This window comes from Mesorhizobium prunaredense (genome assembly GCF_900156895.1).
GTDB lineage: Bacteria > Pseudomonadota > Alphaproteobacteria > Rhizobiales > Rhizobiaceae > Mesorhizobium > Mesorhizobium prunaredense.
The window spans coordinates 1-24030 of the sequence record NZ_FTPD01000024.1 but is presented as its reverse complement, the minus strand read 5'-3'; the positions used below and the strand labels follow the sequence as shown (position 1 = coordinate 24030).

Here is a 24030-nt window from a genome sequence, read left to right as displayed (position 1 = left end):
AATATCCTTCTCGTTCGCCCGCGTTCCCGCGCGGGCGGTGGTTTTAGAGCCACCAAAATGGGAAAATCGCGATTTATATAGCCGCTCCGTTGCCGTTCCGCAACGTTTTTGGAAGGACACGTTTTTGGAAGGTTCCGTCGCCGACTCGTCAACTATGCAACTTGCGCGAGAGCCTTGGTGCGTTTAGCCTCGTGACATCAGCAGGATCAAGGGCGCCCCATGGCTGACGTCACCACCGAAGCGGTATCCGCTGTTGTCGGCCAGATCTACGAAGCTGCCTATGATCAGGAACGATGGCCCGACGCGGTGACCGGTCTGCGCGACCTGTTCGGCGGCTCGCGCTCCTGCATTGTGCGCCTCAGTGCGGAAACGTTCGATGCGGTTGCATCCGACCTGGACCCGGAATTCACTTCGCAAAGGGGCATCGAGGCTCTTCTGCGCGATCCCTTGGCTGCGGCGGCAGCCGCCATACCTGTCGGCGCGGTCACTCACTGGCCAATGGGCCTCGACGTGGCGGCGTTCCGCCGCCGCGAACTCTGGCAGGACTGGCTGAGGCCGCGCGACATGTATCACGGACTCGCCTGCAAGCTGCTCTCGTCCAGCAGCGCAAACTGGCTGCTTAGTATAGATCGCGGTTCAAGGCAGGGGGCATTCGATAACGCCGATATCGACCTTTTGCAAAAGATCGTGCCGCATATGCTGCGCGCCGGGCAGATCGGTCGACAGCTGGAGAACACCTCGGCGCTGGCATCGGCCTTCTCGCACCTGCCCTTCGGCGTGTTTCTGGTAAACGGACATCAGCATATCGCGCAGATGAACGAAGCCGCCGAGGCAATGCTGGCGCGATCCGACACCCCGATGAAGCTGAATGGCGGCGCAATCGTCGCCTCCAATCCCAAGGACACACAGGCGCTTCAGCGGCTGGTCGAGGACGCCTGTTGTTTGCGGGACGGCACGATGCCCGGAACCGGAGGAACATTGATGGTGCCGTCGGATCACAAGCGCTCTGACCTGACCCGACTGGTGCTGTCGGTCGCTCCATTCGTCGATGCCCGCGCCTATGGACTGGCGTCGGAACGTTGCGCGGTGATCATGGTCACCGAGGTCGCCCGACGCATTCCCGATGGCTTCGAACAGCATGTGCGCAGCCTGTTCGACTTGACGTCGGCCGAAGCCCGGCTCGCAGCCGGTTTGGCATCCGGGAGGACTCTGAAAGAAGCAGCGGCGAGCTCGAGCATAACCGTGAAGACCTGCCGCACTTATCTGGAACGGATTTTTTCCAAGACCAGCACCCGTCAGCAGAGCGAATTGGTCGCGCTGCTCAAGAGCACGGAACCGCTGAGCGGCCGCGGCCGCTAGTCCGGCAACAAAACGTCCTGATGCCGGCATTTGCCGACTGTTAGAGAGGACGCGTTTCATCCACATTTTGCTTCGGTAGCGGCGACCTGCTTTGGGAGAGCAAGCCGCCGCCGATGTGGGCTAATCGATGTTGGAAACCGGGCACGCTGTCGCGGCGGGGTTGTTTCCGTTTGCCATTTCCTATGCGCTGTTGGCAATGCTGCCGGGCGCCAATTTTGCTGTCGTCGCGCTGGCCGGGCTAACCGCTTCGCGTACCACAGCGCTTTCGGCAGCCGCCGGCATCGCCTTGGGCGCGAGTTCGCTGGCGATGGTCGTCGCGACGGGCGCCGCAGCCTACGCTGAAACTGGAGTCAACCGCAGATTGCGGCCGAGTTGTATTCGGTTCTGGATAGTGGCCATCATAGCAGCCGCCGCTGTAGTCTCGGACGTCAAATGACAAAACCCGCCGGACTGGGTCCAGCGGGCTCGGAACCGGCGACGGGAAACCCGCCTGCCTCGGCTCTTGCTTAGCGGATCAAAGCGTCTTGCGGGCGATCCTCTCGATGTCACCACGGTTGATGCCGAGGTCGTTGAGCTCGCGGGCGTTCAGGCGGTTCAGTTCGCGCACGGTTTCATTGTACATGCGCCAGTTACGGAAAGCACGGATCGGGTTCATGGTAGCCCTCCATCGTTTCGATGCCGCTCAAATAGGCACCGTTGATGAAAAGTTGAACAGACGCTTTTGCATGGCGGCAATGCGTTTGTTGCATTGCGCAATTAAGGTTTTGTTCAGCTTGCTTACCGACCGTCAGCCGACATCGAGCACGATCTTGCCGATGTGGTCGCCGTCCTCCATCCGCTCATGCGCCCGCCACGCTTCCTTGAGCGGAAAGATCATGTCCATGACCGGTGCTACCTTGCGGGTGCCGAGCAGCGGCCACACCTGCGCCTCCAATGCCGCGGCGATCGCCGCCTTGAATTCGACGCTGCGCGGCCGCAGCGTCGAGCCGGTGTGGCTGAGCCGCTTGACCATGATCTTCGAGAAATCGGCGCTCGCCACAGCCCCGCCCTGCGTGGCGATCTGGACGATGCGGCCTTCCACCGCCGCAGCCTCGTAGTTTCGCGCCACATAGTCGCCGCCGACCATGTCGAGGATGACGTTGGCGCCGCGGCCGTCGGTCGCGTCCTTGACCGCCGCGACGAAATCCTCCTCGCGGTAATTGATCGCCCGGTCGGCGCCGAGCTTCAGACAGGCGTCGCACTTCTCCTGGCTGCCGGCGGTGGTAACGACATAGGCGCCGAAGGCCGAGGCGAGCTGGATCGCCGTGGTGCCGATCCCGGATGAGCCGCCATGCACGAGCAGCGTCTCGCCGCTCTTCAAGGCCCCGCGCTCGAAGACATTATGCCAGACGGTGAAGTAGTTTTCCGGTACCGCCGCCGCCTCGGTGTGGGTGAAGCCGGCGGGCAGCGGCAGCACGCTGCCGGCATGGACCTTGACGTATTCGGCATAGCCGCCGCCGGGCGTCAGCGCGCAGACCCGGTCGCCGACGCGCCAGCGCGATATCTCGTCGCCAAGAGCGGCGACTTCGCCGGACACTTCGAGGCCCGGCAGGTCCGACGCACCGGGCGGCGGTGGATAGGCGCCCTTGCGTTGCTGCACATCCGGCCGGTTGATACCGGCGGCGCGCACCCGGATCAGGATTTCGCCGGGACCGGGCACGGGCACGTCGCGCGTTTCCGGTTTCAGCACCCGTGGTCCGCCGGGTTCCGAGATCGCGATGGCCGTCATCTTCGCCGGAATCTTGTCCTGTCCGCTCGCCATGAATTTTTCCCGTCTCGCTTCACCAGTTTCTTGCCAGCTGCCGGTTTTGTTGCCGACTGCCGGTTTTCTTGCCGACTGTTTGCATCCATGCCCCTGTCCTATGTATGCTGATTGCCAAATCAGGCAAATGGCCCCTGCAGCGCCGGGCGTGCGATTGGACGCGCGAAGGACGCTGTAGCCGTTTAATTTTTGCGCATCAGCGAGGAGCGACGATGGCGATCTTCGACGACGAACCCAAAAAGAAAGCCCGCCCGCATGAGATCGGGCAGGATCTGTCGCTGCTTTCCGTCGATGAACTGTCCGAGCGGATCGGCATCTTGCGCGACGAGATCGCCCGGCTCGAAGCCGAGCTCAAGACCAAGAGCACCACCAAATCAGCGGCCGAGGCGCTGTTTCGCCGCGGATAGTTTCCAGAGCCGAAGCGCCCGCCGCCGAAAAGCTCGAATGCGCCTGTCTTCAGACCCTCCCCAAATTCCAGCCGGATCAGCTAAATGTTTGCAAGCTACCGACCGATCCTTTCGCTGCTTCGCGGCACCGCTTTCCTGCTGGCGGCAACCGGACTGCACGGGCTGTTGTTGCCGCTGCGCGGCCAGCTAGAGGGTTTCTCGACCGCATCGCTCGGCCTGATGGGCACGGCCTGGGCCGGCGGCTTCGTCACCGGCTGCTTCTTTGCGCCGCGCCTGGTGCGCCGCGCCGGTCACGTACGCGCTTTTGGTGCCTTTGCGGCATCGGGCGCCATTGTCGCACTGCTCACCGGCCTGATCATCGACGAATATATCTGGATCCTGCTGCGCGCCTTCACCGGCTTCACCATGGCCGGCGCCTTCATGATCATCGAAAGCTGGCTCAACGAGAAGTCCACCAATGAGAACCGCGGCGCCGTCTTCGGGCTTTACATGATGGTCACCTATGCCTCGATCATGGGCGGCCAGATGATCGTTGCCGGCGGTGACGTGAAGTCGGCCTCGCTGTTCATGATCACCGGTATCCTGTTCTGCCTGTCGCTCATTCCGACCGCAGTGTCGACGGCTTCGCATCCCAAGCCGCTGCAGGACGTCTCGCTCGACGTCAAGGGGCTCTATGTCAATTCGCCGGTGTCGGCGATCGCCTGCGTTTTGATCGGCGTCGCCAACGGCGCCTGGGGCACGCTTGGCGCCGTCTATGGCGCCCGCATCGGCATTTCCACGGCCGAGATCGCGCTGATGATGAGCCTGGTGGTCGTCGCCGGCGCCGCCATGCAACTTCCGGCCGGGCGTCTCTCCGACAAGACCGACCGCCGCTTTGTGCTGGCAGGCCTGGCCTTCGGCGCGGCGCTGTTCGCCCTCGCGCTGTTCCTGTTCGAGCCGCGCTCCGGCGTCTTCGTCATCGTCTGTACCGCCGCCTACGGCGCCTTTGCCTACACGCTCTATTCGATCGCCGTGGCCCATGCCAACGACCACGCCCGCGCGGAGGATTTCGTCAAAGTGTCCGGCGGCCTGCTGCTGCTCTATGGTTTCGGCACGATGATCGGGCCGCTGCTGGCCGCCGGCCTGATGGGCTGGATGCGTCCGGAAAGCCTGTTCCTTGCAACGGCCCTCGCGCATCTTTGCCTGGCATTCTATACGCTGCTGCGCATCAGCCGGCGCGCACCGGTGCCGATCGAAGATCGCGACGCCTTCAAGACGCAACCGGCCGAGCGCTCGATCACCCCGGAAGCCTTGCGGCTCGATCCGCGCAGAAAGCCTGAAACCAACGGTTGAGATTTGGAACACTTTGCCTCACAAATAAGGCATGATGTTTTCCGACGCCTTCATGGCGATTGCCGATCCCAACCGGCGCCATCTCTTGGAAGAGCTCAGGCGCGGCCCGAAGACGGTCAACGAACTGGCCGCCGGGTTGCCGGTCTCGCGACCGGCTGTTTCGCAGCATCTGAAGGTGCTGCTCGACGCCGGGCTGGTCAACGCCAAGCCGGAAGGGACAAGGCGCGTCTATACGGTCAGCAGTGCCGGCTTCCTGAAGCTCAACATCTGGCTCGACCAGTTCTGGGAGGCCGAGCAGCTTGGCTCGCCCGGAAGCTGAGGTGCGCCGTGCGTTCCTTTTGGCTCGAGGACACCGGTGCCGAGGTTCGCCCCGCTGCTTACCTGGCTTGGCTATGGCTGACGATGGCACCAACGATCGCGTCCCAATCGTCGGGATGCAGTTCGTGGCCGCCGCCTTCAATGCGGACAAGCCTCGCGCCGGCAACTGCTTCGGCCAGAGCGGCGCCATGCTCGACCGGAAAGATCGGATCCGCGGTGCCGTGGATGACGAGGAGCGGAACCTTCAAGTCGTGCAAGCGACCCTTCCGATCCTCGCCGCCCTGATCTTCACCGCTCTTGAGCATGAAATGATTGGTCGCGCTTAGAAAACCGCCGGACCGGTCGTAGTCCTGTTCGACGAAAGCCCTCGTCCGCTTCTGGTCGAAGGGATGCGCGGTGCCGGCGATCGCGTACGCGTCCTTGACGATGTAGTCGACCACCTGGGCTCGGTCAGACCAGTCGACCCTGGCGCCTTCGGCCGAATGATTCATATAGGCTTCGGTCGTGCCAAGCAGGTGCGACGTGTCGATCCCTACAGGAGAAGTGCTGATCGCCGTTAGCGAGACGATCCGCGACGGATACTTCAGCGCCACAAGCTGCGCGATCATGCCGCCCATCGACATGCCGACGACATGCGCTTTCGCGACGCCATAATTGTCGAGGACGCGGATGGCGTCGTCCACCATGTCGTCGAAAGTGTAAGGCGGCTCGCCCGGCGCATATTTGGTCGAACGGCCGGTATCGCGATTGTCATAGCGGATCACGAACAGGCCCTTGCCGGCCAGTTTCCGGCAGAACGCCTCGGGCCACCAGAGCATCGAAGCCATCGCGCCCATAATCAGCAGCATCGGCGGATGCGCGGGATCGCCAAACGTCTGCGACGCGATTTCCGGTTCCGCTGCCTTGGTCATGGTCACCGTCTCCTCTCCGTTAAACCGATTGCCTTTCGCAATCAGTTGCACGATAATAAAACTGATATAGTAATGCAACCGGTTTCTGTCGGAGAATCGCATGAGCATCGATCATCGATCTGGGTGCCCGATCAACCTGTCGCTTGAAGTGTTCGGCGACCGGTGGAGCCTGATCATCCTTCGCGACATGATTTTCGGCGGCAAACGCCACTTTCGCGACCTGCTCAACGGGTCATTGGAACGCATCGCTTCCAACATCCTCGCCGATCGGCTGAAGCGGCTGATGGAGCTCGGCATGCTGACCAGGGCCGACGATCCGACCCACAAGCAGAAGGCGATCTACAGCCTGACCGAAATGGCGATAACGCTGGTGCCGATCCTGGCACATCTCGGCGCCTGGGGTCGCGTCTGGCTGCCGGTCAGCGAGGAGCTCTCGATCCGCGCCGAGCTTCTGGAAAAGGGCGGCCAGCCGATGTGGGAAAAGTTCATGGACGAACTGCGCCACGAACATCTGAGCACGCCTTCCGACACGCCGCCGGATGCCACCGTGCGTGCGACGTTGCAGGCCGGATACGAGGCGGTTGTCGCCCGAAAGGCGCCGGGCGCCGGGTGCGATGCCGGCGCCTGACCAACTTATTTCCCCCATCGCAGGTCGGCTCTGCTATTAAAGCTATTGAAAACTATAATTTACGGGATTGGAAAAGCCCTTGGTTGAGAACTCTAAGGATACTGCCCGCGCGCGGGCCGATTTGCGTTTCAAGAAGCAGGAAGAGGCAGCCACGGTTCGTCAGAAGGCGATGGCGGAATATGTCGCCGAGAGCGATGCCCGCCAGATAAAGACCAACAAGCTGAGGGCGCTCCGCCTTGCCAAGGAAGCGGAAGACCTCGCCAATGCGCCGGCTGCTCCGGTGAAGAAGCCGGCGCGCGCCAAGAAAAAATAGCGGTCCAGCGTGTCGGGCGGGCCTGTCCTGCCCGTCGTCGGCAGGTGCTGACAACGAGGCGGCGGCTTCACCGCCTTTTATGCATGTCGTTATAGCAAAACCGCTGCGCACCCTCGGTTCAAGCCCACGGGCATGCTTTTGCGCGACATGCATCAGCCCATGTTGATGTCACGGGTGGCTGCTCGCATCGATACCGAGAAGCCGGCCAGGACGTCGACCAGTGCGATGACCATCAACGTAAAGAAAACCGAGTGCGCCGCGCCCTTCACCAGCAGGAACTCGACCAGGAACGCCACGAAGACGAAGGTCGACAACAGGTGGTCCATGATCGAGGCGCTCGACGTGCGTGTCGACTTCACGATCTCGACGAAGAAGAGAAGCAGCCCGATCAGCACGATCAGATCGCCGAGCGTCATCGAGAACACGCCGCCCGACATCATTCGGATCGAGAACATTTGGATTGCCCAGGGATCGTCGCCGCCGCCGAATATTCCCAGAAGCCCTAGATTATAGAGGACGAAGGGCACGATCAGCAGCGGGATTGCACCGAACATCAGAAGGCTCCGGTTGGACAGCCTTCTCTAGTATGCGCTCGGCGTTCGCCGTCAAGAATTTTCGCACGCGACCGCGAACACGGAAAGAGACCGTGCGAAATAACAGTACCAGCCGGTACGGCTGCATCCGGTACGGCTTCTGGCATGTTTGAAAACAATTCGGTGGGCGATCATCTGCGCAAAACGCAGAAAGACCGGCGCGATGGCCGGTCCTTCGATAGTCACAAACCGTCGAAAGCGTTCTCAGCTTTCCTTCGGCTCGAGAACCTGGCGACCGCGATACATGCCGGTCTTCAGGTCGATATGGTGCGGCCGGCGCATCTCGCCGGAATTCTTGTCCTCGACATAGGTCGGGGCCTTCAATGCATCGGCCGAACGGCGCATGCCGCGCTTCGACGGAGAGGTTTTTCGTTTCGGTACGGCCATGGATATGCTCCACTACATGGTCAAAATGCCCCGGCTGCCCTCGTGAAAGGGCCGCATCAGGGCCGGAATCTGAGAAAGTCGGGTGCCTATACACGCCCTGCGCCGTTTTGGCCAGCGCCGCCGCGAATTTTTTTAAGCTATCGCAGACAACCGACATAGGCGCCGGACCGGCCGGCGCGCCGCTCGATCAGCGAGGCCAGCCGTCTCAGCCCCGGCCCGGGCTTGGCCGGGTTGCGCGTGATCGGGTTCGGCAAGGTGACGGCAAGCAGCGCCGCCTGGCGACGCGACAATCGTTTTGCCGAAACCCCGAAATGGTGCTGGGCGGCGGCCTCGATGCCATAGATGCCCGGCCCCCATTCGGCGATATTGAGATAGATTTCCATGATGCGCCGTTTCGACATCACCATGTCGACATAGACAGCGAGCGGCAGTTCAACGACTTTCCGGACCGAGCCCAGCGGCCTTGACCAGAGATAGAGGTTCTTGACGCTCTGCATGGTGATGGTCGAGGCGCCGCGCGTCATCTCGCCGGCCAGCGCATCGTCGACGACGCCCCTCAACTCGCCGAGGTCGATGCCGCGATGGAAACAGAACTGCCCGTCCTCCGACATGATGACCGAATGCGCCAGCGCCGGCGCCACATCGTCGATCGAGACCCAGCGCCGGTCATAGCCCGAAAACGTCGCCAGATCCTTCAGCATCAGTGTCGATACCGGATGCACGAACGGCGGCAGATACAGAAAGGTCAACACCAGCGGCATCAGCGCCAGCACCACGGCGACGGTGATACCGCGCCGGACCCAGTGCCGGGGCCAACGTTTGAGACCGATGCGGTTGTCGCGTTTCGGCCTCGCCATATCAAGCCCTTCGGTTTCGTGATCGACGATCGGTTCCGCCAAGCCGCTCAATCCATGCTGCTCCCTGCCCCGGCATAATGGCGCTTGGCTTCTTGCGCAACGTCTGAGTGTCGGCTACCCGTCCCCGGCATGGCGAAAGACGATCAAATTCCGTTCGAAGCAGCGCTTCTCGCAAGCACAGGGCCGATCGAGGCGCTGCTCAGGCGGCTGCTCGACGACCGCCCGCTTTCAGGCGAGATCGCGCGGCCGCAGCGTCTGATGGAGGCGATGCGCCACGGCGTTTTGAACGGCGGCAAGCGCCTGCGCCCTTTCCTGGTGATGGAAAGCGCCGCGCTGTTTTCCGCCGACGGCGAGGCGGCGCTGCGCGTGGCGGCGGCGCTCGAATGCGTGCATTGCTACTCGCTGATCCATGACGATCTGCCGGCCATGGACGACGACGATCTGCGCCGAGGCCAGCCCACCGTTCACAAGGCCTTCGACGAGGCGACCGCCATCCTCGCCGGCGACGCCTTGCTGGCGCTCGCCTTCGACATCATTGCCGACGAAGCGACAATGCTGCCGGCCGAACGGCGGGCGGCGCTGGTGCTGGCGCTGGCCCGCGCCGCCGGAGCCGGCGGCATGGTCGGCGGCCAGATGCTCGATCTCGAAGCCGAGCGTATCCAGCCGGAGGAAGCCGGCATCATCCGGCTTCAGGCGATGAAGACCGGCGCGTTGATCCGCTTCGCCTGCGAGGCGGGCGCAATTGTTGCCGGCGCGCCGGCGGCCGACCGTGAAAGACTGGCGGAGTTCGGCTCGGCGATCGGGCTTGCCTTTCAACTCGCCGACGACCTGCTCGATCTGACGGCGGATGCGCGCCAGATGGGCAAGGCGACCGGCAAGGACGCAGCCGCCGGCAAGGCGACGCTGGTGGCGCTGCACGGCGCCAACTGGGCGCGGAACCAGCTTCAAGGCCTCGTCGACCAGGCCCACGCCTTGCTTTGTCCCTATGGCGAAGACGCCGTGCTTCTGAAGCAGGCAGCGGAATTCGTGGCGGCCCGCAACAGCTGACGCTGTTCCAAGCTGTACTCCCGTCCTATGGCGCGCCGTGTAGCCAAGGAGGGTTGGCGAACTGTTCGGCCAGGAAATCCACGAACACGCGCACGCGCGGCGACAGAATTCGGCCAGGCGGATAGACAGCGCAGATTGGCGTTCCGTCAGGATGATTGTATCTGGTGAGCAGCGCGGTCAGTCTGCCTGCCTTGATATCCGGCCCGACCAATATCTCCGACATGCGGATGATGCCTATACCGGCAAGCGCCAGCCGGCGTAGCGCTTCCGTGCTGTTGGCCTCTATCGGGCTGCGGATACGCATGCTTTGCAGACCGTCCGGGCCATCGAACTCCCAGATATTGAGACCGCCGCGTGCTGTGACGCCAAGACAGATGTGACCTTGAAGGTCGTCTGGCGTTATCGGCATGCCATGTCTTTCGAGATATCGAGGTGATGCGCAAATGACACGGCGATTGGGCGCCAGCCGCCGCACCACCAGCCTGGAATCGCTGTGTGCGGCAACGCGCACGGCGACGTCCGTTTCCTCAGCCAACAGGTCGACAATCGCATCTGTGAACATCAGCTCGAGTTCGATGGCCGGGTAGCGATCGATGAAGGCCGGCAACATTGGCACGATCAAGCGATGGCCGAAGGCGCTCGGAAGACTGACGCGCAGCCGGCCGCGCGGTTCTGCACCGGGTTGAACCGCGATTTCAGCCTCTTTGATGTCGTTCAGGATGCGGCGAGCGCTGTCGGCATAGGTGCTGCCTTCCGCCGTCAAGCTGATGCGCCGCGTCGAGCGCTGCAGCAAGCGCACGCCAAGGCGGGACTCAAGCCGACCGATGATTTTGCTGACGGCCGAAGGTGTCATCCGCAGCCGGCGTGCCGCTGCCGAGAAGTCGCCTTCCTCGACAACGGCCAGGAACACACCCATCGTCTCTTGCCGGTCCATGATATCTATTCCAATTCGTCACAGATGAACGGAAATTATCACCGATTATCGGCAGATACGAACCATAATATGTTCCTCTTCAGCATGCAAAATGCTGGAGAGGAGGTGCCATGGGTTCAGAACACGTAAACCTGCGAGATGCTCACGAACTGCATCGGTGGGCACGTCGTCAGCGCAGCGCCGCAATTGGGCGGTGGTGTCTTTGGCTTATCCGTACGCTCAATCGGTCACGTCAAAGAATGGAAAAACGCTCAAGGCGAAGCAATGTCCGGGCTAACGCAGCCGGCCGATCGGGATGATTTCGGGCGATGTCGGAGCGTATGGCTCGCCACGCCAGTTGTCGGGCAAATCGGTCAGTCCCCCATCACCGATTCCGCACCACAATGCATGCACCGCCGACGCTTTGCAGTTTCCGGCAGATGGTGTCGGCCTTGGCTTTGGAGTCGGCGCCGATCCGGACTGCATAGATGCCGCGCCTGCCGATCGGCGAGCGCACCCGGCTGACCACCGGATCATGGCCGTTGAGCAAGGCCGGAAACCGGCGCTTCACACCAGTCCATTGATTGAGCGCCGCGGCGCGGCGGAAATTGCCGGCCACCTGCACGCCCCACGGCTTGACGTTGATCGACGCCATGGCCACGGTCTGCGACTTGATGACCGGCAGCCTGCGGCAGGCGACCGCGAAGCTCGCTTTCTTGTCGAGCGGCTGGATGCTGCCGGCATAGGCGGTGTCGGTGAACCTGTCGGCCGGCTCGCCCATGATGTCCAGGACGTAGTTTTCGGTCTCCATCGGCAGGAAGCCGCCGGAACTCAGCCAGCGCGATACCCGGCTTTCGCCGGCATTGTAGGCGGCGGCGGCCAGGCCCAGATTGCCGAAGCCGGTTTTCATTTCGGCGAGATATTTTGCCGAGGCCGGAATGGCCTGCTCGATATCGAAGGAATTGGCGAGACCGCGTATCTTGGCGGTGCCCGGCATGAACTGGGCAATGCCTTCGGCGCCAACCGGACTGACTGCATTGGGATCGAAGCGGCTTTCCTTCCAGATCAACCGGGCAAAGAAATCCTTGGGCAGGCCGTTTTGATCGGCATGCGCCTCGATCAGATTGCAAACACGGTCGAGCAGCCGCTGCCTGGCGGGGCGCGGCGGATCGGCGTGGACGGCTGTCGCCCAGCCCAGCCCACCAAGCAGAACCAATCCACCAAGCAAAATCGGCGTCGCCCAAGGGAAGCGCCGCATCGACCTACTCCGCCGCAGCCTTGCCAGGTTGCCCAAACCGCTGCTCGATATAGTCGGCGACCATTTTCTCGAAGTCGGCGGCGATCGAAGGCCCGCGCAGCGTCGCCGCCTTCCTGCCGTCGACGAATACCGGCGCCGTCGGCGTCTCGCCGGTGCCGGGCAGCGAAATGCCGATATCGGCATGTTTGGATTCACCCGGACCGTTGACGATGCAGCCCATCACCGCGACTTTGAGGTTTTCGACGCCGGGGTATTTTTCACGCCACACCGGCATGTTCTTGCGCAGATCGGCCTGGATGTCCTGCGCGAGTTCCTGGAACACGGTAGAGGTGGTGCGGCCGCAGCCGGGGCAGGCGGCGACGATCGGCACGAACTGCCGAAACCCCATGGTCTGCAGGAGTTCCTGCGACACTTGCACCTCGCGGGTGCGGTCGCCGTTCGGCTCCGGCGTCAGCGAGATGCGGATCGTGTCGCCGATGCCTTGCTGGAGAAGAATGCCCATCGCCGCGGACGAGGCGACGATGCCTTTCGAACCCATGCCGGCCTCTGTGAGGCCGAGATGCAGCGCGTGGTTGGAGCGGGTGGCAAGCTCGGTGTAGACCGCGATCAGATCCTGCACACCGCTGACCTTAGCCGAGAGGATGATCTTCTCGCGGCCAAGGCCGATCTCCTCGGCCATTTCGGCCGAAAGGATCGCCGACTGCACGATCGCCTCGCGCGTCACCTCCTGCGCCGTCAGCGGAAAGCCTTGGCGCTGGTTGTCGTCCATCAGCCTGGTCAAAAGCTCCTGGTCGAGCGACCCCCAGTTGACGCCGATGCGCACCGGCTTGTCGTACCGGATCGCCATCTCGACGATCGCCGCGAACTGCCGGTCCTTCTTGTCCTTGAAGCCGACATTGCCTGGATTGATGCGGTATTTGGCCAGCGCCTCGGCGCAAGCCGGGTGGTCGGCGAGCAGCTTGTGGCCGATATAGTGGAAATCGCCGACCAGCGGCACATTGATGCCGAGTCGTTCGAGCCGCTCGCGGATGGCGGGCACGGCGGCGGCACTCTCATCGCGGTCGACGGTGATGCGCACGATCTCGGAGCCGGCGCGATGCAGCGCCGCAACTTGAGCGACTGTCTGGTCGACATCGGCGGTGTCGGTATTGGTCATCGACTGAACGACGACAGGGGCGCCCCCGCCGACCATCACGCCGCCGACGTCGACACCGACAGACGTGCGGCGCGGGAAGGGTGAAGAAAAATATCCGGTCATGGCCGGCTGCCCTTTGTTAGCGCCGAATTCCGGAATCGGTTTCCGGAAACAATCTGCGCAAAAATCAAAATACAGCGTCCTTGCGCGTCCGAAAGAAGGCGCGGCGCTATAGAAGGTCCCGGCATGAGGTGGAGGAGCAAAGATGGCTTGTCAATGGCGACAGGCAGGCAAACCTGCCAAATCGAAGCGCCGGACAAATAAGGAAACGCTCCGGCGGCATTGGTTGCCACCGGAGAAGATGGTCGCGCAAAGCGCGCACTGTCCCTACACGACCCCGAAACCGAAAGGATTTTCGGAAAGGACCATGCGCCAAATTAGAAGCACGACAGCGCGCCCTTTGCGCGTCCGAAGGACGCAGCGCTGTGGAAGAGCGTCAGTGCGTGGTGGGTTTCGGTTTCGCCTTCAATTTCTCAATCTCGTCCTTGAGCGCCAGCTTGCGCCGCTTGAGATTCACGATTTCGAGGTCGTCGACCGATGGATGGTTCATCGCATCATCGATTTCGCGTTCGATGTCGCCGTGTTTCCGCTGCAGCTCATCAAGATGGGATGCAAGAGACATGATTGGTTCTCCCTTTCATGGTTTCCTCGATTGCAGCCGTCAAGGCGCGCCCCACCGCAAATTCGCTTCTGTGACGGCATAATGACAGTGTGCCACTATCGGGCACCGATGTCGAATGCTGCGTGGTAGCATTCCACGACAATACGAAATGTGGTATTGGCTGCGCGCCGGTGCAAGATACCTCCGGCCTCGCCCAATCAGGCCCATTTTTGGGCGCCGCAGACGTGCAGACGGTAGATAATGTCCGAACAGGAACAGGCTGATATCCGCCTCGAATATTCTCGGCTGAAGCAGGAGCACGCCGATTTCGACGCGGCCATCAACGCGATGATCGCCATGAACTGCGACCCTCTGCAGATCCAGCGCATGAAGAAGAAAAAACTTTTCCTGAAAGACCGGCTGATGGCGCTGGAAGACCGGATCATCCCCGACATCATCGCGTGAGCGAATCCCACTTACGGTCGCGACAAATCCTGCTCATCCCGTGATCGAAAGCCTCGCCGCGCGTTCGCGCAGCAGGGCGATGAGATCGCCGGTCTTCTCCTCGGAAGTGTCGATGGGAACCACCAGGCATATCGTCGCCTCGACCTTGCCGGCAGCTGAAAAGACCGGCGCGGCAAGGCACTTCGTATAGGCGTCGACAAGACCGGAGGTCACACAGTAGCCGGCAGCCCCGGCCGTAGCGATATCTTCTATGAAGTCGTCCAGCAACAATCTGCGGCCGTCCGGCAGGACGAGATCGTCCTCGGACACCATGTCTTCGATCACAGCCCTTTCGAAACCGGCGAGAAGCAACCGCCCGGAAGCGGTCCAGGGAAGCGGGATCTGCAGACCGGTGGCCGAACTGATCCGGAACGGCCTGGTGCCCGGACTGGAATGGACAATCGTGTAGCGGCCGCTTTGCAGCATGCACAATTCGGAGGTCTCGCCTGTCTCGCGCGAAAGGTTGTCGACTTCCTGACGCCCTCGCCTGAGCAGGTCGTTGCCGCGCACATAGTCCATTCCGTAGAGATAAAGCTTCTTCCCGAAATAGACCCGGTTGCCGTCGCCGGCCATTTCCAGCAGGCCCGCATCCACGAGCGAGCGCACAAGCGTGTAGATCGTCGAGCGTGGCGCATTCACTCCCTTGGCGAGATCACCAATCCCGATCGCACGCTGGTTCGCATGAAGAAACTCCAGGATATGGAGCACCCGATTGAGACCCTTCTCGCGGGAGCCCGAAATCCTGTCTTCGCCCGGATCGGCGTCCGGCCGAACTGCCAAGGCATTGCCATCTTGCATTGCTGATTCCTGATGTTAGTATCTGTCTTGTACAGGATACATGTGTCTTCTGTAAGAGACAATCCAGCAGATTACCGATGCATGTATCGGCAAGGGGAACACAACACGAAAAGGAGGTCGCCGTGAACGAAACATCCAAAAGACGTGATTTTCTGAAACTGGCCGGGCTTGCAACGGCCGGAGTGGTGGGCGCAGCGACAACAGTCGATGTTCAGAAGGCGGCGGCGCAGGCGGCACCGGACAGCCTGCTGCGCACCGTTCTCGATCGCGGCAAGGTGATCGTCGGCACCGGCAGCACCAACGCGCCCTGGCACTTCGAAAACGATGCCGGCGAACTGGTCGGCATGGACATCACCATGGGGCGCATTCTTGCCAAGGGACTTTTCGACGATACGACCAAGGTCGAGTTCGTCATGCAGGATCCGGCCCAGCGCATTCCGAACGTGACCACCAACAAGGTCGACATTTCGATCCAGTTCATGACCATGACCGCCCAGCGCTCGCAGCTGATCCACTTCTCCCGGCCCTATTACGTCGAAGGCATCGCCTTGCTGACGCTTCCGAACGCCGAAAACAAGACCTTCGACAAGCTGCTTGCCGGCGGTTCGGCGACGCGGGTTTCCATCCTGCAGAATGTCGATGCCGAGGCAAATGTGCACATCGTCCTGCCGGAGGCGCAGGTGATGCAGATAGACACCCAGGCCAACGTGCTGCAGGCATTGGAATCGAAACGCGTCGACGCCGCCGCCGTCGATCTGTCGACGGTTCGCTGGCTCGCCTCGCGCAATCCGGACAAATACTTCGATGCCGGCAAGAGCTGGTTCTCGATGCTTTACGGTGCCGCACTTCGGCAAGGCGACCTCGACTGGCTGACCTTCGTCAACACGACGTTCACCACCGCCATGTTCGGCCATGAGACGGTGCTCTACGACGCTGCATTCAAGGACTATTTTGGACAGGAGCCGCCGGCGCGCCATCCCGGCTTCCCGGTCATCTGATGCAAGCCGGCGGAAGGGCTTGCGCCCTTCCGCCTGCTTATCGTCGACAGCCCTCGATATGACAGGGACACATGGGCTATACCCTGAACTTCAACCTGATCTGGCGGCATTTCGACAAGCTTTGGGGCGGGCTGCTGCTCAGCCTCGAGCTGGCCGTGATCTCCATCGCGATCGGCATCCTCATCGGACTGCTTCTGGCGGTCTGGTACGTGTCGGCCGGGCGTGCGGTGCGGGCCGTCATCGCAGCCTATGTCGAGTTCATCCGCAACGTGCCGCTGATCCTGCTCGTCTATCTCGTCTTCTACGGCCTGCCGACGGTGGTCGACATCGCCTACAGCGCGCAGACCTCGTTCATTGCCACGCTGTCGCTCTATAGCGGCGCTTATCTGGTCGAGGTGTTCCGCTCGGGGCTGGAAGCAGTTCCGCGCGGACAGCTCGACGCCGGCAAGGCGATCGGCCTGACGCCATGGCAAAGGCTGGTCCATGTGCGCCTGCCGACGATGCTGCGCATAACGCTGCCCGCGCTTTCCAACACGTTCCTGTCGCTGTTCAAGGACACGTCCGTTGCCTCGGTCATTTCGGTGCCCGAGCTCACCTACGGCGCCCAGTGGATCAACTTCAACACCTTCCGCATCGTCGAGGTCTACCTTGTGGTGACGGCGATGTACCTCTTGACCGGCTACGCGCTTCTTTATGCGCTTCGGCTTGTCGAGCGCCGGTTCAGGGCGGCGCACTAGGATGCTTGGCCAGATCGCCTATGCCTTGCCCTTCCTGGCCCAGGGTTTTGCCGTGACGCTATGGGTATCGCTGCTGGTCGTGGTGTTGTCGCTCGTCGCCGGTGTGATGATGGGCGTCGGCCTTGTCTACGGCCCGGCTCCGCTGCGCTGGGCGGTGCGCATTTTCAGCGATACCATTCGCGGCATTCCGATCCTGGTGCTCATCTTCTTCGTCTATTACGGCCTGCCTGCCGTCGGCCTCCATCTGGAATCCTTCTGGGCAGCCGTGCTGGCGCTCACCCTGTTCAAGACGGCGCAGGTCATCGAGTATCTGCGCGGTGCGGTCGGTTCCATACCGAAGGGGCAGTCCGAAGCGGCGATGGCGATCGGGCTGACCTTTCGCCAGCGACTGGCCTACGTCATCTTCCCGCAAGCGTTCAGGCGTTTCCTGCCGCCATGGATCAATGGCGTCACCGATGCGGTGAAGGGCAGCGCGCTGGTTTCGCTGCTCGGCATCACCGACCTGATGCACGCCATCAACCAGGTCATCGGCCGCACCTACGAAGCGATGCCGCTCTACATCCTCGGTGCGGTCATCTACTTCGCCGTCAATTACGCGCTCTCCCTGGCCAGCCGACGGTTGGAGCGGCGTTTCTCCTTCATCCGGGAATAGCAAGATGCCCATCGCCACGCCCGCCAATCCGGCGCTTCTCGATGTCTCCGAGGTTTCCAAATCGTTCGGATCCGTCGCGGTCCTGCGCTCCGTCAGCCTGCAGGTGACGCGCGGCGAGGTGGTGACTGTCATCGGGCCTTCCGGCAGCGGCAAGACCACGCTGCTGCGCTGCGTCAATTTCCTGGAGAGCTACGACAGCGGCTCCATCCGCATCGACGGCAGGGAGGTCGGCTTCCGCGACACGGGAACACGCCAGCGCCGCAGCGAGCGCGACCTGGCGAAGATGCGGGCCGAAACCGGAATGGTGTTCCAGAGTTTCAATCTGTTTCCGCATCTGACGGCGGCCGGCAACATCATGCTTGGCCTGCGCAAGGTGCGCGGCAAGAGCAGTACCGAGGCCCGCGCCATTGCCGAGCACTGGCTCGGCCGGGTCGGCCTTGCCCACAAGGCCGACAGCCTGCCGGCCGAGCTTTCCGGTGGCCAGCAGCAGCGCGTCGGCATCGCCCGCGCGGTGGCGATGGAGCCGAAAATCCTGCTTCTCGACGAGATAACCTCCGCGCTCGACCCGGAACTCGTCGGCGAGGTGCTCGAGGTCGTGCGCAGCCTGGCCGAGGACGGCATGACGATGGTGATGGTCACGCACGAGATGGCCTTTGCCCGCGATGCCTCGAGCCGCATCATCTTCATGGCGGATGGCGGCGTCAGCGCCGCAGGCCCGCCCGCCGAGATTCTGGGCGCAGAGATCGACAATGAGCGTCTCCGCAGTTTCCTGGCGCGGTTTCGTGCCTCGCATTTCTGACATCGGACGGCGAAAGCTGCCGCAAGGAGCCTTTTCATGACGCCTTACATCCGGCTCGCCGAGTTGGGCCTGACCCTGCCCGAGCCGCCGACGCCGATCGCCAACTTCGTCACCCACGCCGAAAGCGGACGGCTGATCTTCCTCTCCGGCCAAGGGCCGTTGCGCGCCGACGGCACGCTTTGCACCGGCAAGGTCGGCGAGGACGTCACGGTTGAAGAGGCCTATAAGCATGCCCGCCTCACCGGTCTGAACCTGCTTGCCGTCATGCACGCTGCGGCAGGCGACCTCGGCCGCATCGTGCGCGTCGTCAAGCTGCTTGGCTTCGTCAACGCGATCCCGACCTTCAGCGACCATCCGAAGGTGGTGAATGGCTGTTCCGATCTTTTCGCCGCTGTCTTTGATAGTATCGGCGGGCACGCCCGTTCGGCGATCGGTGTCGGCTCCCTGCCGGGCAACATCACCGTGGAAATCGAGGCGGTCATCGAGATCGCCGCCTGAAATCTACCAATGGGACCTCCAGAGATGAAAACCTATTCCGCAAACGGCTCCAACACGACAATCCGCGAACGGCTCAGCCTTCGCCCGATCATCAATGTCTCCGGCACGATGACGGCGCTCGGCGCCTCGATCATCGTCCCGGAAGCGATCGCCGCTATGTCGGAAATCGCCTCGCAATGGGTGGAGATGGACGATCTGCAGCGCGCCGCAAGCACGGTTGTCGCGCGCCTCACCGGCGGCGAGGCCGGCTTCGTCACCGCGTGCTGCGCCAGCGGCATCACCATGGCCATTGCCGGCACAATGACCGGCACCAACCTTCTGGCGATCGAGCGGCTGCCGGACGACACCGAGGGCCTCAAGTCCGAGGTCATCGTCCAACTCGGCCACATCGTCAACTACGGCGCGCCGATCGACCAGTCGATCCGGCTTGCCGGGGCAAGCACCGTACCGGCCGGTACGGTCAGCGTGACGCAGGATTATCATGTGCGCGAGGCGATCCGCGACCGCACCGCGGCAGGTCTCTATGTCGTTGCCCATCACACGGTGCAATACGGCATGCTTTCGCTCGAGGAGTTCTGCGAGATCTGCCACGCCAAGGGCGTCCCGGTGATCGTCGACGCCGCCTCCGAATACGATTTGCGCGGCTTTCTCGCACGCGGCGCCGACATCGTCGTCTACAGCGGGCACAAATTCCTCTCGGGACCGACAAGCGGCATCGTCACCGGGCGCAAGGATCTGGTGCGGGCCGCCTATCTGCAGGTCCGTGGCGTTGCGCGGGCGATGAAGGTCGGCAAGGAAAGCATCGCCGGCACCATGGCCGCACTGGAGGCCTGGGAGCGGCGCGACCATGCCGGCATCCGCAAGCGGGAAGAAGCGGCGCTCGATCTGTGGAAGGACGCATTGCAGGGCCTGCCGGGCATCGCAGCGCATGTCATTCCGGATCCGACCGGCAATCCGCTCGACCGCCTGCAGGTGTTTGTTACGCCTGAGAGCAGGTTCACCGCCGCCGGCCTTGCGTCGGCGCTGGCGGCAGGCGTCCCTCCCATTATCGTGCGCAATCACGAGGTCGAGCGCGGTCACTTCTTCCTCGACCCGTGCAATCTTCATCCCGGCGAGGCGGAGATCGTCGCCGAGCGCCTGCGAGCGGTGTTGGGCACAAGTGAGCGTCCGGCTGATGCGATGAAGTCGGCCCGCAAGGATAGCGCCGGCGCCTTGCGCTGGCCGGATTAGGTAATGATGGCGCCTCGCGCCAGAACGCTTGCGCAGAGGCAGCGCATCCTTGCCGTCGAACCCGAATTCCGCTAAGGCGCGCCTTTGCCGCCGGGAGCAGAAGCTTGGACGATCACCGCGCCGACGTCGCCATCATCATGGGCAGCCAGTCCGACTGGGCGACGATGCGCCACGCCGCCGAAACGCTGGAGGCACTGGGCATCCCGCACAAGCGGCTGATCGTCTCGGCCCATCGCACCCCCGACCGGCTCTATGACTTCGCCAAGGGCGCCAAGGCGGCCGGCTTTCAGGTGATCATCGCCGGCGCCGGCGGTGCGGCACACCTGCCCGGCATGACGGCGGCGATGACGCCGCTGCCGGTTTTTGGCGTGCCGGTGGAATCGAAGGCGCTCTCCGGACAGGACTCGCTGCTCTCCATCGTGCAGATGCCGGCCGGCATTCCGGTCGGCACGCTGGCCATCGGCAAGGCGGGCGCCACCAATGCCGCCCTTCTGGCTGCGGCCGTGCTGGCACTGACCGACGAAAAGCTCGCCGCCCGGCTCGATGCCTGGCGCGCCGCCCAGACCGCCAAGGTCGCCGCCGAGCCCACGGACACGCCATGAGCCTGGCCGCCGGATCGACCATCGGCATCATCGGCGGCGGCCAGCTCGGCCGCATGCTGGCGATGGCCGCGGCGCGCCTCGGCTACCGCACGGTCGTGCTGGAGCCGCAGCCGGATTGTCCGGCGGCACAGGTCGCCAACCGGCAGATCACTGCCGCTTATGACGACACGGCCGCGCTCGCCGAACTGGCTGCAGCCAGCGCCGTCGTCACCTACGAGTTCGAGAACGTTCCGGTCATGGCCGCCAGCGCGCTTGCCGTCACGGTCCCGGTCTACCCGCCGGCGCGCGCGCTGGAAGTAGCGCAGGACCGGGTGGCGGAGAAGAAATTCCTCAACGGCATCGGCATTCCCACCGCGGATTTCTGCCCCGTCGACAATGACGACGAATTGACGGCGGCGCTGAAAAAGTTCGACGGCAGCGGCATATTGAAGACGCGCCGCATGGGCTATGACGGCAAGGGCCAGCGCGTATTCCGCAACATGGAAACAGGCGGCTTTGCCGGCACCTGCGAGGCAATGGGCAACGTGCCGCTGATCCTCGAATCCTTCGTCGCCTTCGAACGCGAGATTTCGGTGATCGCCGCGCGCGGCATGGACGGTTCGCTCGCCGCCTACGATCCGGCAGAAAACATCCACCGCAGCGGCATCCTGCACAGCTCGACCCTGCCGGCCAGGATAGGGTCCGAAACCGCCGCTGCAGCGCAGGCGGCGGCGGCAGAGATACTTGCCGCGCTCGACTATGTCGGCGTCATCGGCATCGAGTTCTTTGTCCTTGCCGACGGCGCGCTGCTGGCCAATGAGATCGCGCCGCGCGTTCACAATTCCGGCCACTGGACGGAAGCCGCCTGCATCGTCTCGCAGTTCGAGCAGCACATTCGCGCCGTCGCCGGCCTGCCGCTGGGAAACCCCGGCCGCCATTTTGACTGCGTCATGGAAAACCTGATCGGCGACGATATCCTGCGTGTCCCGGCCCTGCTCGCCGAGCCCGATCTGATGCTGCATCTCTATGGCAAGGCCGAGGCACGCCCCGGCCGCAAGATGGGCCATTTTACGCGAATGAGCCGCCACCGTTGAGGCTGTTGGACGGCGCCGCTCTAACGCCGTCGGTAGAGCAGGAACTCAAAATCCGCCGCACCAGCTTCATCTATGAAGCACACTTGCGGTTGACACGGGCAAGGCTCCTCGTTTATGAGCCACGCACAAGTTGAGAGGCGCGCTTTCCGAGCGCGCCTTAATAGTTCGGCCCAAGCGGGCCCAGACCGACGGGCAAGACCATGAAGATCAAGAATTCGCTCAAGGCGCTCAAGGCGCGTCACCGCGACAACCAGCTGGTTCGCCGCAAGGGCCGCGTGTACATCATCAACAAGACCGCTCCGCGCTACAAGGCGCGCCAGGGCTGAGTCTTTTCGCGTTGGGGGCGCCTGCCTCCGCGCCTGCATGATGTAATTTGCCCGCCTGCCGGCCCTCTCACGCTAAATTCAGTTTGACGATCCGCTGTCCGGGGTTAGATTCCGGTCATGCGGATTCTTTTTGCATTCTTCGCGGCGCTTTTTCTTTTCGGTCTCGCCCCGCTTCCGGCTCAAGCGGAAGACCCGGTCACCCCTCCGGTTGCCACGACCAGGGAGGAAAGGCTCGACCAGCTGTTTGTCGACCTGAAGCGCGAGCGCAATGAAAAAGCCGCCGAGCGCATCGCCGCGCGCATCTCGCACGAGTGGTCGCAATCCGGCAGCGCCTCGATCGACCTGATGATGCAATGGTCGCAAAAAGCGGCCGAAGACAACAAGTTCGACGTGGCGCTCGACCTCCTCGACCAGGTGGTGACGTTACAACCGGCCTATGCCGAAGGCTGGAACCGGCGCGCCACCGTACATTTCATGATGAATAACTTTGGGAAATCGATGGCGGACATCGACCGCACGCTGCAGCTCGAGCCGCGCCATTTTGGCGCGCTGTCCGGCCTGGCGCAGATTATGGCGGTAACCGGCCACAAGCAGTCGGCGCTGGAAGCCTGGCAGCGCGTGCTCAGCATCTATCCGATGATGCGCAGCGCCCAGGATCAGGTCGGCACGCTTTCGGAAGAACTTGCCAGCGAAGGGATATGAGGTTGGCGGACAATTCCACTTGAGTGAAAGTCTTTTTAGCTAGACTGTGAACTAATTTCGCTCCAGTCCGTACCTCTCTCCATGAACCCGATCTACGCCGCGGTCGCCTTCCTCCTGGCGCTTGTGTTCACCCTTGCAGGTGTCACCCGCGCCGGTTCATGGCTGATCGAGCGCCGCAATCCGCCGATCGGCGACTTCGCGGATATAAACGGTGCCCGCATCCACTACGTTCACGTTCCGGCGCGGGAAAACGCCGAACTGCCGCCGATTGTCTTTATCCACGGCGCCAGCGCCAACCTCAGGGATCAGATGCTGCCGTTGAGGCCCTTGCTGGAAGGCCGTGCCGAGATGCTGTTCTTCGACCGCCCGGGTGCAGGCTGGTCGGCGCGCGGCCCTGGCAACAACGAGACCCCATCGGCACAGGCCAGCACCATCGCAGCGCTGATGGACCATCTCGGCATCAGGAAAGCTATCATCGCCGGCCATTCCTTCGGCGGCTCGGTGACCACCGCCTTCGGCCGCGAGCATCCCGACAAGACGCTCGGCCTGGTGTTCATGGCGCCTGCCACCCATCCCTGGCCGGGCGGCGCGACCGCCTGGTACTATAATTTGACGACCATTCCGATCGTCGGCCGGCTTTTTTCCGAAACGCTGACCTATCCGTCGGGAACGCTGCAGATGAATGCCGCCACCGCCTGCGTCTTTGCCCCCAACAAGGTGCCGGACTTCTATGTCGCCGAGGTCGCGATCCCGCTGGTGCTTCGGCCGAACGCCTTTCGTGCCAACGCCACCGATGTCGCCGGGCTTTATCGCTACACGCTCGATGCCGCACCGCACTACCGCGATATCAAGGCGCCGACTGTGGTCATCTCGGGCGACCGCGACAAGGTGGTCTATGCAACGATCCATTCGGTCGGCCTCGTCCGCGATATCGCCGGGGCCGAACTGGTCTGGGTCCGCAATCTCGGCCACAAGCCAGACTGGATAGCACCCGATCTCGTTGTCGGCGCGATCGAAAAGGTCGCCGGCAGGGCCGTGGACCTTCAGGCAATGGCGAAGGCCGTGGAAATCAGGATTGCCGGCGACACCTACGGTGCCAAATGCGCCGACATCACAGCGCCGGAAGCCGAACTCGCGCCAATTTAGAGCGAAGCGACGGCCAAGCTGAGCGGCCTAGAGCGGGATGAATTT

31 protein-coding genes are annotated in these 24030 nt (G+C 62.7%); 20 read left to right on the top strand and 11 right to left on the bottom strand.

All coding sequences use genetic code 11. The features are described from left to right. The first annotated feature begins 219 nt into the window (after positions 1-219). Together BQ8794_RS20350 and BQ8794_RS20345 are read left to right on the top strand one after the other, a co-directional pair. The gene (locus tag BQ8794_RS20350; RefSeq protein WP_077380485.1) at positions 220-1359 is read left to right on the top strand and encodes a LuxR family transcriptional regulator; all 1140 of its coding nucleotides are present in this window, start codon (positions 220-222) and stop codon (positions 1357-1359) included. A 127-nt stretch (positions 1360-1486) separates the two neighbouring features. Then, a complete protein-coding gene (locus BQ8794_RS20345; RefSeq protein WP_077380484.1) occupies positions 1487-1795 on the top strand; it encodes a hypothetical protein in 309 nt (102 codons plus the stop codon). A gap of 78 nt (positions 1796-1873) precedes the next feature. Here BQ8794_RS20345 and BQ8794_RS20340 read toward each other — a convergent pair whose 3' ends face one another. Both BQ8794_RS20340 and BQ8794_RS20335 read right to left on the bottom strand, forming a co-directional pair. Continuing rightward, the gene (locus BQ8794_RS20340) at positions 1874-2014 is read right to left on the bottom strand and encodes a DUF1127 domain-containing protein (RefSeq protein WP_023797054.1); all 141 of its coding nucleotides are present in this window, start codon (positions 2012-2014) and stop codon (positions 1874-1876) included. 132 nt (positions 2015-2146) lie between these two features. After that, entirely contained in the window at positions 2147-3160 is a 1014-nt protein-coding gene (locus BQ8794_RS20335) for an NAD(P)H-quinone oxidoreductase (RefSeq protein WP_077380483.1), read from the bottom strand. A 212-nt stretch (positions 3161-3372) separates the two neighbouring features. Between BQ8794_RS20335 and BQ8794_RS20330 the strand changes: the two genes are divergently transcribed. The 3 genes from BQ8794_RS20330 (at position 3373) to BQ8794_RS20320 (ending at position 5218) form a co-directional block, all read left to right on the top strand. After that, complete coding sequence (locus tag BQ8794_RS20330) at positions 3373-3567, top strand: DUF1192 domain-containing protein (protein ID WP_023797052.1); 195 nt, start codon at positions 3373-3375, stop codon at positions 3565-3567. 84 nt (positions 3568-3651) lie between these two features. After that, positions 3652-4899, top strand: coding sequence for an MFS transporter (locus BQ8794_RS20325; RefSeq protein ID WP_077380482.1), 1248 nt, complete (start codon positions 3652-3654; stop codon positions 4897-4899). A 31-nt stretch (positions 4900-4930) separates the two neighbouring features. After that, on the top strand, positions 4931-5218 hold the full coding sequence (locus BQ8794_RS20320; protein WP_077380481.1) for an ArsR/SmtB family transcription factor: 288 nt from the start codon (positions 4931-4933) through the stop codon (positions 5216-5218). Positions 5219-5276: 58 nt separating this feature from the next. On the opposite strand, the gene BQ8794_RS20315 is transcribed toward BQ8794_RS20320, so the two are convergent. Further along, complete coding sequence (locus BQ8794_RS20315) at positions 5277-6128, bottom strand: alpha/beta fold hydrolase (RefSeq protein WP_077380505.1); 852 nt, start codon at positions 6126-6128, stop codon at positions 5277-5279. Positions 6129-6228: 100 nt separating this feature from the next. Here BQ8794_RS20315 and BQ8794_RS20310 point away from each other — a divergent pair, with 100 nt between their 5' ends. Then, positions 6229-6756 carry a winged helix-turn-helix transcriptional regulator gene (locus BQ8794_RS20310; RefSeq protein WP_077380480.1) on the top strand — a complete coding sequence of 176 codons (528 nt, stop codon included), beginning with the start codon at positions 6229-6231 and terminating at the stop codon, positions 6754-6756. 79 nt (positions 6757-6835) lie between these two features. Continuing rightward, entirely contained in the window at positions 6836-7069 is a 234-nt protein-coding gene (locus BQ8794_RS20305) for a hypothetical protein (protein ID WP_029348749.1), read from the top strand. 152 nt (positions 7070-7221) lie between these two features. Here BQ8794_RS20305 and BQ8794_RS20300 read toward each other — a convergent pair whose 3' ends face one another. The 3 genes from BQ8794_RS20300 to BQ8794_RS20290 all read right to left on the bottom strand — a co-directional run bounded on the left by BQ8794_RS20300 (position 7222) and on the right by BQ8794_RS20290 (position 8957). Beyond that, positions 7222-7623 carry a hypothetical protein gene (locus BQ8794_RS20300; protein ID WP_077380479.1) on the bottom strand — a complete coding sequence of 134 codons (402 nt, stop codon included), beginning with the start codon at positions 7621-7623 and terminating at the stop codon, positions 7222-7224. A gap of 243 nt (positions 7624-7866) precedes the next feature. Further along, positions 7867-8049, bottom strand: coding sequence for a 50S ribosomal protein L32 (rpmF, locus tag BQ8794_RS20295; RefSeq protein ID WP_006203806.1), 183 nt, complete (start codon positions 8047-8049; stop codon positions 7867-7869). Between the two features lie 137 nt (positions 8050-8186). Then, on the bottom strand, positions 8187-8957 hold the full coding sequence (locus BQ8794_RS20290) for a biosynthetic peptidoglycan transglycosylase (protein WP_077380478.1): 771 nt from the start codon (positions 8955-8957) through the stop codon (positions 8187-8189). A gap of 78 nt (positions 8958-9035) precedes the next feature. Here BQ8794_RS20290 and BQ8794_RS20285 point away from each other — a divergent pair, with 78 nt between their 5' ends. Beyond that, positions 9036-9953: a polyprenyl synthetase family protein gene (locus BQ8794_RS20285; protein ID WP_077380477.1), complete on the top strand. Its 918-nt coding sequence runs from the start codon at positions 9036-9038 to the stop codon at positions 9951-9953. Between the two features lie 25 nt (positions 9954-9978). On the opposite strand, the gene BQ8794_RS20280 is transcribed toward BQ8794_RS20285, so the two are convergent. From BQ8794_RS20280 to BQ8794_RS20265, 4 genes are all read right to left on the bottom strand, one after another. After that, positions 9979-10887: a LysR family transcriptional regulator gene (locus BQ8794_RS20280; protein ID WP_077380476.1), complete on the bottom strand. Its 909-nt coding sequence runs from the start codon at positions 10885-10887 to the stop codon at positions 9979-9981. A gap of 364 nt (positions 10888-11251) precedes the next feature. Continuing rightward, complete coding sequence (locus BQ8794_RS20275; RefSeq protein WP_077380475.1) at positions 11252-12124, bottom strand: lytic transglycosylase domain-containing protein; 873 nt, start codon at positions 12122-12124, stop codon at positions 11252-11254. A gap of 4 nt (positions 12125-12128) precedes the next feature. Beyond that, positions 12129-13382, bottom strand: coding sequence for a flavodoxin-dependent (E)-4-hydroxy-3-methylbut-2-enyl-diphosphate synthase (gene ispG / locus BQ8794_RS20270; protein ID WP_077380474.1), 1254 nt, complete (start codon positions 13380-13382; stop codon positions 12129-12131). Between the two features lie 373 nt (positions 13383-13755). Further along, positions 13756-13941: a YdcH family protein gene (locus BQ8794_RS20265; RefSeq protein ID WP_023797036.1), complete on the bottom strand. Its 186-nt coding sequence runs from the start codon at positions 13939-13941 to the stop codon at positions 13756-13758. A 240-nt stretch (positions 13942-14181) separates the two neighbouring features. Here BQ8794_RS20265 and BQ8794_RS20260 point away from each other — a divergent pair, with 240 nt between their 5' ends. After that, entirely contained in the window at positions 14182-14385 is a 204-nt protein-coding gene (locus BQ8794_RS20260; protein WP_077380473.1) for a YdcH family protein, read from the top strand. A 33-nt stretch (positions 14386-14418) separates the two neighbouring features. On the opposite strand, the gene BQ8794_RS20255 is transcribed toward BQ8794_RS20260, so the two are convergent. Then, positions 14419-15222, bottom strand: a complete 804-nt coding sequence (locus tag BQ8794_RS20255; protein WP_077380472.1) for an IclR family transcriptional regulator — start codon at positions 15220-15222, stop codon at positions 14419-14421. Positions 15223-15344: 122 nt separating this feature from the next. On the opposite strand from BQ8794_RS20255, the gene BQ8794_RS20250 reads away from it, so the two are divergent. The 11 genes from BQ8794_RS20250 to BQ8794_RS20200 all read left to right on the top strand — a co-directional run bounded on the left by BQ8794_RS20250 (position 15345) and on the right by BQ8794_RS20200 (position 23985). Further along, positions 15345-16220 carry a transporter substrate-binding protein gene (locus tag BQ8794_RS20250; RefSeq protein WP_077380504.1) on the top strand — a complete coding sequence of 292 codons (876 nt, stop codon included), beginning with the start codon at positions 15345-15347 and terminating at the stop codon, positions 16218-16220. Positions 16221-16291: 71 nt separating this feature from the next. After that, positions 16292-16957, top strand: a complete 666-nt coding sequence (locus BQ8794_RS20245) for an amino acid ABC transporter permease (protein ID WP_077380471.1) — start codon at positions 16292-16294, stop codon at positions 16955-16957. Between the two features lies 1 nt (position 16958). Further along, positions 16959-17609, top strand: a complete 651-nt coding sequence (locus tag BQ8794_RS20240) for an amino acid ABC transporter permease (protein WP_077380470.1) — start codon at positions 16959-16961, stop codon at positions 17607-17609. Positions 17610-17613: 4 nt separating this feature from the next. Then, positions 17614-18408: an amino acid ABC transporter ATP-binding protein gene (locus BQ8794_RS20235; protein ID WP_077380469.1), complete on the top strand. Its 795-nt coding sequence runs from the start codon at positions 17614-17616 to the stop codon at positions 18406-18408. A 36-nt stretch (positions 18409-18444) separates the two neighbouring features. Next, complete coding sequence (locus BQ8794_RS20230) at positions 18445-18906, top strand: RidA family protein (RefSeq protein WP_077380468.1); 462 nt, start codon at positions 18445-18447, stop codon at positions 18904-18906. 24 nt (positions 18907-18930) lie between these two features. Next, positions 18931-20136 carry an aminotransferase class V-fold PLP-dependent enzyme gene (locus tag BQ8794_RS20225; RefSeq protein WP_077380467.1) on the top strand — a complete coding sequence of 402 codons (1206 nt, stop codon included), beginning with the start codon at positions 18931-18933 and terminating at the stop codon, positions 20134-20136. Positions 20137-20240: 104 nt separating this feature from the next. After that, positions 20241-20738: a 5-(carboxyamino)imidazole ribonucleotide mutase gene (gene purE / locus BQ8794_RS20220; protein ID WP_077380466.1), complete on the top strand. Its 498-nt coding sequence runs from the start codon at positions 20241-20243 to the stop codon at positions 20736-20738. Further along, positions 20735-21811 carry a 5-(carboxyamino)imidazole ribonucleotide synthase gene (locus tag BQ8794_RS20215; RefSeq protein WP_077380465.1) on the top strand — a complete coding sequence of 359 codons (1077 nt, stop codon included), beginning with the start codon at positions 20735-20737 and terminating at the stop codon, positions 21809-21811. The genes purE and BQ8794_RS20215 overlap by 4 nt, the downstream gene beginning before the upstream one ends. A 200-nt stretch (positions 21812-22011) precedes the next feature. After that, positions 22012-22137 (top strand): type B 50S ribosomal protein L36, encoded by a 126-nt coding sequence (ykgO, locus tag BQ8794_RS20210; RefSeq protein WP_006327841.1) that lies wholly within the window; start codon positions 22012-22014, stop codon positions 22135-22137. Between the two features lie 117 nt (positions 22138-22254). Continuing rightward, entirely contained in the window at positions 22255-22839 is a 585-nt protein-coding gene (locus tag BQ8794_RS20205; protein ID WP_077380464.1) for a tetratricopeptide repeat protein, read from the top strand. Between the two features lie 81 nt (positions 22840-22920). Next, positions 22921-23985, top strand: a complete 1065-nt coding sequence (locus tag BQ8794_RS20200; protein ID WP_077380463.1) for an alpha/beta fold hydrolase — start codon at positions 22921-22923, stop codon at positions 23983-23985. Positions 23986-24030 lie beyond the last annotated feature (45 nt).